The sequence below is a fragment of the Sporomusa sp. genome (assembly GCF_057736855.1).
This window is the reverse complement of sequence record NZ_JBYKYF010000193.1, coordinates 5,431-5,905: the sequence shown is the minus strand read 5'-3', so window position 1 is coordinate 5,905 and position 475 is coordinate 5,431. Positions and strand designations below refer to the sequence as shown.

Below are 475 nucleotides of genomic sequence, written 5' to 3'. Positions count from 1 at the left end.
TAAAAAGAGGCGTGTCACAAGACGTTTTTTCCATAAACGTTTTGCGACACGCCCCTTCAAGCATTTATTGCCCAATTATTTGGCTACAGCGTGCTGTTGAGCCCGAGCCAGTTTCATAGCCTGCACCCAAGTATCGCGAAGCTCAGTCAGCATCTGTTTGGCTTCTTCCAGCTGGCTTTTGTCTTTGTGTATATTGGCTTGTATCAAACGGTATTCAATATAATCATAGAGCTTAAAATAATTCTGAGATATCTCATACTGCATATCCAGGGTACACATAAATTCACGTACAATATCTTGCGCCCGCAGATTAGCCTTATTAGCTTTTTCCAGGTGACCCTGATCAATAGCCTGTATACTCTCCGAAATGAAACGAATGGCTCCGTTGTATAGCATTAACGTCAGCTCTTCAGGTGAAGCTGTCATAATCTGCTGAATTTTATATGCATTAGCACTGTTGGCTGCATTCATAGGC

Annotated in this window: 1 protein-coding gene; it reads right to left on the bottom strand. The window is 42.3% G+C overall.

Going from position 1 to position 475, the window contains the following annotated elements; genetic code table 11:
• Positions 1 to 75: 75 nt before the first annotated feature.
• Positions 76 to 475, bottom strand: a 400-nt coding sequence (gene fliS, locus AC29Z1_RS12250; protein WP_488271748.1) for a flagellar export chaperone FliS, incomplete at its 5' end; no start/stop codon positions are given.